The organism is Pseudomonadota bacterium (assembly GCA_018823135.1).
Taxonomy (GTDB): Bacteria; Desulfobacterota; Desulfobulbia; order Desulfobulbales; family CALZHT01; genus JAHJJF01.
On sequence record JAHJJF010000145.1, the window covers coordinates 1 to 10,314 of the forward strand.

General features: G+C 41.8%; 9 protein-coding genes. All 9 read right to left on the minus strand.

The window, feature by feature from the left end; all coding sequences use genetic code 11:
* A partial coding sequence (locus KKE17_14840; protein MBU1711274.1) for a transcriptional activator RfaH occupies positions 1-434 on the minus strand: 434 nt, incomplete at its 3' end.
* Between the two features lie 25 nt (positions 435-459).
* Positions 460-1,005: a winged helix-turn-helix domain-containing protein gene (locus KKE17_14845; GenBank protein MBU1711275.1), complete on the minus strand. Its 546-nt coding sequence runs from the start codon at positions 1,003-1,005 to the stop codon at positions 460-462.
* A gap of 99 nt (positions 1,006-1,104) precedes the next feature.
* On the minus strand, positions 1,105-1,989 hold the full coding sequence (locus KKE17_14850; GenBank protein ID MBU1711276.1) for a glycosyltransferase family 2 protein: 885 nt from the start codon (positions 1,987-1,989) through the stop codon (positions 1,105-1,107).
* A gap of 189 nt (positions 1,990-2,178) precedes the next feature.
* Entirely contained in the window at positions 2,179-3,192 is a 1,014-nt protein-coding gene (locus KKE17_14855; GenBank protein MBU1711277.1) for a flippase-like domain-containing protein, read from the minus strand.
* Positions 3,193-3,293: 101 nt separating this feature from the next.
* The gene (locus tag KKE17_14860; GenBank protein MBU1711278.1) at positions 3,294-4,241 is read right to left on the minus strand and encodes a glycosyltransferase; all 948 of its coding nucleotides are present in this window, start codon (positions 4,239-4,241) and stop codon (positions 3,294-3,296) included.
* Between the two features lie 86 nt (positions 4,242-4,327).
* The gene (locus tag KKE17_14865; GenBank protein ID MBU1711279.1) at positions 4,328-6,493 is read right to left on the minus strand and encodes a hypothetical protein; all 2,166 of its coding nucleotides are present in this window, start codon (positions 6,491-6,493) and stop codon (positions 4,328-4,330) included.
* Positions 6,490-6,774, minus strand: a complete 285-nt coding sequence (locus KKE17_14870; protein ID MBU1711280.1) for a hypothetical protein — start codon at positions 6,772-6,774, stop codon at positions 6,490-6,492. The genes KKE17_14865 and KKE17_14870 overlap by 4 nt, the downstream gene beginning before the upstream one ends.
* Positions 6,771-8,204 carry a glycosyltransferase family 39 protein gene (locus tag KKE17_14875; GenBank protein ID MBU1711281.1) on the minus strand — a complete coding sequence of 478 codons (1,434 nt, stop codon included), beginning with the start codon at positions 8,202-8,204 and terminating at the stop codon, positions 6,771-6,773. Before KKE17_14875 ends, KKE17_14870 begins: the two co-directional genes overlap by 4 nt.
* Positions 8,201-10,314, minus strand: a 2,114-nt coding sequence (locus KKE17_14880; protein ID MBU1711282.1) for a DUF2723 domain-containing protein, incomplete at its 5' end; no start/stop codon positions are given. The genes KKE17_14875 and KKE17_14880, both read right to left, overlap by 4 nt.

Genomic DNA, 10,314 nt, shown 5'->3' on the forward strand with positions numbered 1-10,314 from the left:
AAAATTATCGCCCGGTCGTCGCCGCGACTTTCCAGGAAAATTCCGTCAAATCCTTCAAGCTCACCTTTGAAAACACGAATTTTGGTGCCAGGCTCAAATGCGTCAGAAACAGCGATATGGCCCTGATCATTTTCAAAGGATTGCAGGCTGTGGATAACAGCCTCCGGAACCGATGGATAGTTTTCCCCGAATTTTACCGGGCCCAGGCTGCCGATAGTGCTCGCTATTGTTGTCCAGCGTTGTTCTTCGGGTTTTAAATACAGAAAAAGATAACCCGGGAAAAACGGTTTATTTTTAACCGTCTTTTTTCTGGCATGGGATACAATTCTGCGGGTGATGGGCAGGTATACCTCGAACCCTTGTTTCTCATACTGTTCTTTGGCGAGAAATTCTTTGTTGGGTTTTGTGCGGATGGCAAACCATTGTGCGCTCATGATTTTTCTCGGTAATAAAAAAAGTTTATGCCTCTTTGCTCCAGAGACGCAGTAACGGCTGTTTTGAAAGTTTCACCTTCATGTTGTTCCATTCAGTATTCGACAAAGTTAATGTTCTGATTTTCCGGTCAATGTAGCGCTCGGTTTTTTTGACCAGGTCAACCAGATTTTCCTGGTCGATATCGCCCACCAGAACAAGATCAATAATTCCGGTATCCTTGCCTTCCGCATAGTCATCAATGAGATACGCTTCTTCCAGTTTTCCCAATCGTTCAACTATACTGTCAAGAATGCGGTCCATGCCCATTGCCTTGTGGACCATGGAATGCAGTTCATCAAAGAGTGGATGCAGGGAATTGGCTTTATAAAGAATCTGCCGACCGTTTTTTTCGCTATCCAAAAAACCGGCGTTATTGAGTTGAAGGAGTTCTTCGCGAACCTGGCTTGGGGAGACATTGAATTCGGTGGCTAATTCGCGTAAATAAGCATGACGCTGCGGATTAAGGAAAAGACGCATGAGAATGCGGATGCGTATTTTGGAAGTTATAAGTCCTGAAAAAAATGAAGTCATAGGTATATGTATTATGTTCTATTTTTCAGTACATAATACATGACTTTTTTTTGCGGGTCAAGTTTTGCGGAAAAAATAAAAAAACTGTTCAAGAATTATTTATTGAACCCGGTCGTAACGCATCTGTGAGATTTGTTCGGATATGAGTCCCATCATGAAGATTATGACCGATGTGCTGAGCAGCAGCGCCGACATATTCGAAAACCGGTGTGAGTCGATAAAGGTGTAAAGATAATAGAGCGAGCCTGAGGCAAAGAACAAGAAACTTATGGGAAGGAAGATTCGCAGAGGTGAAAACAGCGTGGCGATTTTGGCAATGATCAGAAAAAATCGAACCCCGTCCCTGAACAGTCTGATTTTACTTATACCCTTTCTTTTGCGGGCTTTTATCGGAACATATTTAACGGTCAGACCGCTTCGCAGATAAGCCATTGTCATGGTCGTAGGGTAAGAGAAGGTATTAGGGAGCAGATAGAGATATTGTTCAACAGTTGATTTCCGGATCAGGCGAAAGCCTGAAGTAAGGTCTTCTATTTTGAATTTTGTAATATAGGTGGCAAGCCAGTTGAAAATCCGGTTGGCAAACCTTCTGTGAAAAGTAGTTGTCGATTCTCTGGAGCGGGCGCCGACAACCATGTCATATTTGTCCTTATGTTCAACAAGTCGGGCAATATCTTTCGGGTCGTGCTGGCCATCGGCATCAATCAGCACAATCCATTCACTTGAGGCACACCTGAGCCCGGTTTTAACCGCAGCGCCGTTGCCGATATTATAGGGATGCGGCCAGACATTGGCACCAGCTTGCATCGCAACATTCATGGTGGAATCGGTGGACCCGTCATCAACCACAAGTATTTCATAATCCGGGTAGAGTGATTTCATGGTTTCAACGGTTTTACCGATGCTCAATTCTTCATTATATGCTGGGATGAGTATGGTGATTTTGTCAGAAGTGTTTATTTTATTGTCCACGAATTTATCCATTTTTAATATTGACGAGGAATAATAACGTTATATTTTAACATTGAAAATTTGAATGGATAAGTACATTCATCATAAATAGTTGTGAAATGAAATATATTATCAAACTGATCAGATTAATCAAGTCAGCAATCAGTTCAATAGACCCAAGCAAGAAACATACTATTTGCACTGCTATTTAAATATAAATCTTCAAATAACCTGATTCTTTGTGAGTTCCTGTTTGTCAACATCCGACAGGTTATATTCATTTTTATAGAAAAAGTAGATAATCCCCCCAAACATATAGTTTGTGAGTTGTATGACGATATACAGATTGAAAATATCCGCTCCTCCCTTTATTCCCATCATGCTGTAAAGTGTTTCAAAAGCGGCATGTCCGACGCCAATGCCCCCAGGCGCTATGGGTATTGCAGTGGCAATAAATCCGAAGGGCATGATAAACATCTGAATGAAAGGATCTACAGGTTCTGCGCCGATTAGTTTGGTGATTTGAAGAAATAAAAAAACAATGCAGCAATGGATAAAGAAAGAGATGGCAACGGTACTCAATAGCTTTAAGGGTTTGGCGCCAAGTTTTTTCATGGTCAGGTAAAAAACCAGCAGAAAACCACTCCTGGGTATTTTTGAAATAAAGACATGGAGGCGGTCTCTATCACCGCGATATGGTAAAAGAATTATTCCAAAGAAGATGACGCTGATTACAAACAGAACAAGGATGAAGTGGACCAGCGGTTGGATTTGCGTTTGTGAATAAAGCCGGTCCCAGTTGAACAAGATGGCAACGGTGCCCATCACAACCAGGCCCATCAATCCGGTTATTCTGTCTATAAGCAATGACATGAAAACCATGGTTTTCCCCTTGTTGCGGTGTAGGCGATACACATAAAATCCCTTGATGATGTCACCACTCACCGTGCCGGGCAGTGAAATATTAAAGAAATTGCCGATCCAGGTCAATGTAAGTGATCGCAGGTAGGAGATATTGAGATCTGAAATCTTCAGGATGATTAGCCAGCGTAAGGACGTCAGCGGGATGATTATCAACAGGAAAATTCCCAGCAGGAGACTGAGGGTTGCCGGTGCGTCAATCAGCAGGCCCAGCTTGCTTAAATTCAGTTTGCCGCTGGAAATCAGATAATAAAATATTCCGGCGGTAAGGGTTAATTTGATGCAAGGGATAATTGTTTTTTTAAATGACAGCATAATCCGCGCTTCAATGAGTATTCATTGAGATGTTTTTTTGAGGTTTCCGCAGGTTATTCCAATGAGGGATCGTGATTTCGGCGATAAAATAATTGCCAAGTCTATCGGTTAATGTCCGTCCTGGATAAATATGAACTTAAATGGAGTTCATAGGTTTCTTTATGTTGTCGAACTATGGTGTCCAGTATGACACCACTGGTGAGACTCAATAGTGCCATGGTCTCAAGCGCGGCCGCCAGTATGGCTGACGGAACTTTGAATACATATGAATAAGTCATATATTCATATACGGGAAAAGCCCCGATGACCACCCCGAGCAGCGCTAAAAGTATTGCCGTACCGCCAAAAAAAATCATCGGTTTATGATTTTTAAAAATGAAAGCGATGGTCTTTATGATTTTAAAGCCGTCCGAAAATGTATTCAGCTTTGAAGTGCTGCCTTTTGGCCTGTCCTTATAGTTTATAGGGATTTCCTGTATATTGAATTTTTTTTCCAGGGCATGAATTGTCATTTCCGTTTCAATTTCAAATTCATCCGACATTACCGGAAAGTTTTTTACAAAGAGCCGGTCAAAGGCTCTATAGCCGCTCATAATGTCATTCAAGTTTGAGGCGAACAAACGATTCACCAGCCATCTGATCAGACGGTTTCCAAAGCTATGGAAACGGCGATGATTTATTAAATCATAGGTCGTGGAGATTCGATCGCCTACCGTCATGTTTGCCCGTTTGGCAATAATCGGCTCAATGAGATTATGAACCTGGTCGGCAGGATAGGTGCTGTCACCGTCAACCAATACATAAATGTCAGCTTCCAGAGATCTGAACATGGAGCGTATAACGTTGCCTTTGCCTTGCCGGTATTCGGAAATTACTGTTGCTCCGGCTTTTCTGGCTATATCCGCAGATGAATCGGTTGAATTGTTGTCAAAAACGAATATTTGAGCATCTGGCAGAGCGGCAGCAAAGTCGTTAACTACTGTAGCGATGGTTGCTGCTTCGTTATAGCAGGGAATAAGAACTGCGATGCGGTCATTATGTACATGCAACGATATTTCTCCTGTTTTTCTTTTTTGTTCAAGTACGCCATTAAATTTTCAAGGCGATTTGGCTACTGGCGAAGGGTGGCTGATGCTCACAGTTGTTTTTGCTGTACAAGTATAAATTGATTCTGGATTTTCCGTATGAGATCTTTTTTATCCGGTGGAGTTTTTAGTAAAGCAAAATCCAGTAACATGGCACCTTCCTGGTAATTACCGTTTGCCACGGCTAATTTCCCAAGCATGTAGAAATCCGTGGCCGATGTATCGGCGGAGAAAAAACGGATGGTTTTTTTAAAGGCTTGATACGCCAGATCCAGTTTCTCCAAAGAATAGTAACATAAGGATATTTTTCTGAAAATGTCGATTTTGCCGTTGGCTCCAACATTGTCAAGAGCCTTATTGTACAGTTGAATTGCTTTCAGGTATTGTTTTTTTTCCGTTAACATTTCTGCCGTGAGAATATATCCGGTTGGGGATTCAGGCATGTTGGTAATTATTTTTTCAGCATGCTCAAGAGCCTTGTCCAAAATACCTGCCTTTCGATACAGCTGGGTCAATAATTGATTGATTAATTGTCCTTCTTGATAAAAAGGGTAAATTTTCAGTAGTTCCTGCTGCATCTGTTCCGCCTGTTGCGGGAGGAGTTGAGCGATATTCGAGTGTTCCAGGGTGAAAGGGTTGACGGCTTTCATTGCATGGTGTTCGGCAATTTCAGGGTGCTGCCCACGGTCAACATAGAGAGCACATTTATCATCAAAATATACCAAGATGTAATCCGGGAATTTTTTAATGAGTTCGTTGAACTTACTGTCAGATATATTCGGGGCAATGAAAGACGGGTGATACTGGTCGATTGTTTTTTTGAGAACTTCTTGATCCGTAAAAGAATTCTCTGCAATAAAGAAATCCATATCGGAAAAAAGCATTAATTGAAAATCCATAAAGATCGTATAGCGGTCGTCAAGTTGCCATTGTAAATATCCGCCATAATCCGGATGATTCAGAACTGATCCGCCGGTTTCAACTGTATTGAGGAAAGCCGCAACACCATGGGGAACGTTTGCCCTGGAAAATGGGTATTTAGGCTTCTGTATGAAAATACTTTTCAGAAAGAATATTGATAAGAAAATTGTCATTGTCATGATAACAAGATGGAAGAATACCGGAATTTTTTTCTGAAAATAATTTTCAGAAAGAATGGGATGATTCTTGAGAATCGGCAAGGCGAGTAACACCGCTTCATAACGAAACCGTACACCTCGTGTTAAGAGATACAGACCACCCGCAAACAGCAGAATATGGCTGATTCTTAATTTTTTGTTCAATGCGCCTGAGATAAAACCAAGGGTTGCGATAAACAGAAGGGTGTTTGAAATAGTATTGAAAGTGTGAGAGCTGGAAGAAACATTGAAACTGAATAAATCCTTGAAGGCTATTGGGTGCATATCCATTATATAGAGTTTTTGGTATCCCGCAGATAGAAAGGGCGACGAGAGTAATTTAACTCCAAAAGGTGTTGCCAGCACTGCCCACATTGCAAGTAAAAGTGGGATCAGGATTCGTAGTTCTTTACTGCTCAGTGAGGCCTTTTGCTTATATCGGTTATAAAGAATTTCAATAACATAAGACATTGATATTAAGATCATCACCGGGTATTCGACGCCATGGATATTGCTCCAGAAAACCGCAATGAATGGCAGGGCTAATAATGCCTTGCTTGATTTTAGTTCCAGGAGGTAAATGAACAGGACAATGAACAGGTATGAGAACATGTGCGGTCTTACTACGGAAAAATATCGAGGAATGAGTCCGATGAAGTAGAGAGCAGCTATAAGACTTACATAAAGTAACAGGTTATTGTTTTTTGTGTCCTTGCATAAGTATCTGGTGATCATCAGGAGTGTTGTCAGGTAGATAAAGGAACGGAAGAGTATGAGGCCTTGATAATCAAAAAGAGAATGAATGGAATAGACGATGACTTGAAAGAGCCAATAATAGTTTGTCCATTCTCTTTGTTCGGCGACGAATGAAAAGAATCCCGTATTGGCGATTTCCCCATGCCTGAATAAGTATCTTCCGCCATTCAGGTGGTACCAGAGGTCTGTGTCCCCCAGACCGGTAATAGGCCATGTTAAAAAGAAAAAAGCACCGAGGATAAAAAGCGCGGCCAGGAAAAAATACGGAATTGACAAGAGGGTTTTCCCGGGCAGGCACTGCATTTTTGTGTTTCCGCAGAGGGAATTGAGAAAGTTTTTCATTGGACTGCTCTGGTTGCATTTTTCATATCATAAACATAGAGCGTATGGCCGATAACTTTCAGCGGTTTTAGTTCTCTGAAAGCAATATAGGTATTTCTATCCTGCGGCCAATATTCTGTGCCGTTAATAAAATACATCCGCCCCCATAAAAGATTTGAGCTTATTACCGCATATCTAAGTCTGGTCGCTTGAATCAAATGATCATATGACACGCCGTATACTTCCGGCGGAACTCGTCCGGAATAAGCCAGATCAACACGTTCAATATTATTTGAATTCATGAATGTTTTAAGTCCAATAAGATCTTGCCCCCAGTCAAGATTCGAGTCCAACAGGTATTTATGGCCGTTTTCAGGCCCGCCTGCAAGCAGGTTGAAATAAGGAAGGTAATCGGGCCAGATATAGATGGCTGTCGCAAGCATAAAGGTACAGCAAAGGGTAATAATTGTCTTGAGAAACAAAGGGACATAAGATTTTTTCGGAACCTTTCTGGAAAAAAGATATTCAAGCCGACCGATCCATATCGCCGCAAGCGGAAGGAGAAAGAGCAGATAGCGGATTCCGATGTTTTTATGCCCGGCAAGGGAGAAGAATGCAAAAGAGGCAACCCAGACAACCAACAGGGGAGGGGTATTTCCCGCTGGGTGATTTTTGGTTTCAGGATTGTGGCAAGTGTCATGCACAAGAGAAAGGGGATGGGGAGTTTAACAAGCAAACAAATTATGTAATAATGCCAAAAACCTCTGGGACTGAACTTCCCCAGCAGATATGTTTCGTAAATGACCTGCCTGGTTTCAGCAAGTTGTGTATCAATTCCAAGAATAAACTGGGCGGGAACCGGCATGGGAAGCCAGCCGGGCGTCAGATTCTTCAATAGCTGCAATAGATCCGATTGAAATAAAAAGGATGATAAAGGCCGAAGGGTCTGTTGAAATATGTATCCAGCGTTTATTGCGAGTAAAACTGTGACCAATGAAATAAACCCGTAAATAAGAGTCGATTTTGAGATTGTTATTTCGGGGTCATTGATTGAATTTCCTCGTTTTTGCATAAAGAAAATTATTACTCCAGCTATCGGCAGGAAAAGGATTAAGAGCAGTCCGGTGAATTTGCATAGAATTGCCAGCCCTATTGTCAGCCCTAGCAGTATGGAGTTCAATGGACTCTGCTTGCGGAGAAAAATATCAAAAACAAAGAGGGAGAGAACCACTGCTGCAGTCAAATAGATATCAGTTGTGGCAAGCCTTCCATGGGCAAGAAGGGTTGGCGAGAAACTTGCGAAAAGCAATGCAAGTATTCCGCCTGTGTTGCCATAGAGGTTTTTTGCAAGGAAAGAGGAAAGCAATAAGGTTGCAAAGAGAGCAAAAATTGAGATCGAACGGGCTTGAAGATAAATGGCGTGGTAATCCGCATGGTACTGACGAGCGAATTGCTTGCCAAGTTCCCAGACAGACGGTATTTCCGTGCCATTTTCAAGCTGTGGGGTTTGTATGCCATTGAAGTATGCCGGAAGCGCTATCAGGACCTTGGGGAGAGGCGGAACTCCGGAATCAACATCAAATGTCTGATTTTCAATAATCCTAAGACCTGCAGGAAGCAGGGCGAATTCATCAACCGTAACGGATTTAAGAAGAGCGGAACTTGCTGCAAGGCTTGTTGATATGAGTAAAACAAGGATAACGAGAAGGGTGTATCCCTTTTTTGATATCATGAAATCTGCTCTGAATCGGAGGTTTTTATTCTCTGGCGAAGTACTCTGATTGCATGTTCGGCGCTTTTGCGGGTTTCTTCAAATTCAGTATCTCCGGTTGAGCCTTCAAGGGCTTCATTCAAGTAGTAAATTGCCAGCTCCGGATTATATTCATATTTCAAATAGAACTGCCCCAGGTAGAATAATGCGCGTTTATCTGTAAGTCCGTCGGTTGTAAGAATATGACAAAGTTCTTTGAAGACGTCCAGGGGCAGAATGAGTTTATCCAATGAGAATTGATACTTGCGCATTGTTTGGAAATAGAGCTGATAATGCCTGATAACCAGGTCTTCCGAGGGTTCAAGTCTATTCAATGTAATTTTGCTGATCCACTTTAAATAGCGGGATAAGGGTTCTGCGTTATGCGTGAGGATTTGCGCCGGTGATGGCAGAGTTTCTTGTATCATTAACCTTTGGTTGATGCCGGAATAGCTATAATCGAACCTTTCTGCCGCTTGCTCGGAATCTTCTAAGAAAAGGGCCTCAAAACTCCTTGAAGTGTTGATTTCTCGGCCGGACGCAATAACGGCCAGCATTAAATCAAGTGAAGAAACTTTAATGGGTTCTGTGGAAGGTTGCATATGGGAAGGATTGCGGGGGAGATGTTCGGTGAGTTTGTCAAGTGTCCACTTTGTATATCCTTCAGTTGGTATTCCCCACATTACATTATGCACATCCTCGCGATACCCTGTTATTTTTTGGAGATAATCAATTGTGAAGGTCATCGTGTCGGTATTCGAAATCATTATGCTGTTTTTTCCACAACTGTCCAGCGAATCCTTTGCATGTTGAAGATGTATGTCAATGGGAGGAATGTAGCGGCTGGTGGTGGCATTGTGGTTACAATAGGAGAAAATCGCGATAGCAAGAAATGTCAGAAAGAGAGTGGCTGGAAGTTTCTTATTCATTCCCCCCAGAGAAATCAATCTGTCGATTCCAAGTACCGATACGAAACAGAAAATCAGGTTTGGCATGAGGAAGAAGCGCTGCATGATATCATTTTCAATTAAGAAATCATTTTCAGCGTTCGCCAGAAAGAAAAATGAAATGCAACCGATCATCCAGAGCATACTTGCAAAGAACAGAGTTTTTTTGTTCCTCCGGTAGCCGATAATAATAAAAATTATCGAAGAGAATGCAGCCAGAACCGTTAGCCCGGAAGGAGAAAGAAAACTTGATTTCAGTAAAGCCTGGGGCCAGTAAAACATGCTGAGGTGGTTTTCAGTTGTGGAAGTCAAACTGAAGGTGCCGTAAAGACGCCTTAAGAAAAGATTAATCAGGTCGTTAAGTGACCTGATTTCAATTCGAAATATATTTGATTCAGGCCCGTGGAGAATTGAAGAAATCAAGGGGTGAAGATAAAACGATAAACCCGCTAAAAATAGAAAGAATAACCAATATATTTCATATATTCGTTGTTTATAATTGGGGATTTGGTGCCAGTAATATAAATAAACCGCCAGGAAGCCGGGGAACAGCAAAACGATTGTATGATGATTCGATGCACCCAGTCCGGCAATTAAGCCAAAAAGCCTTGTTATCGGAGTGATTTTTTGTGAGTTGATTATGTGGCAGGTTATGTAGATCAAGGATGAACAGAGTAGAATATGAAGAGAAAAAACCTCTGAAACCGTAAGCCATTTTATATTGACAGGCGAAAACACATAAAGCGATGCGCCAATGAAGATTGCCAGCGGATTAATTGTGATAATCTTGAAGGCTTTTATCAGAATGAACAGCGCGGCGAGGAAACAGCATGTTGAAAATAGATTATACGTATAAATTAATGAGGTTGCTGGACTAATTAATGAAAAGAGTTTACTGCTTATCATGTAAAGAGGGTATCCCGGCGGATGAGCAAATCCCCAGTTGTAACTTGCCGTTATCATCTCTGCCGAGTCTGCACTCCCAAGTTGATTATTGGTATGCAGCAGATATACTGCCAAAGCCGAAAACCACAGCATTGTCGGAAGATGTTTACAGAATTTATTGAGAACGATTAATGATTGTTTCTGTGAATACTGGCTCACTGTGTGGGATTTCATATCATCTGTTGAGGAATATTTGCTTT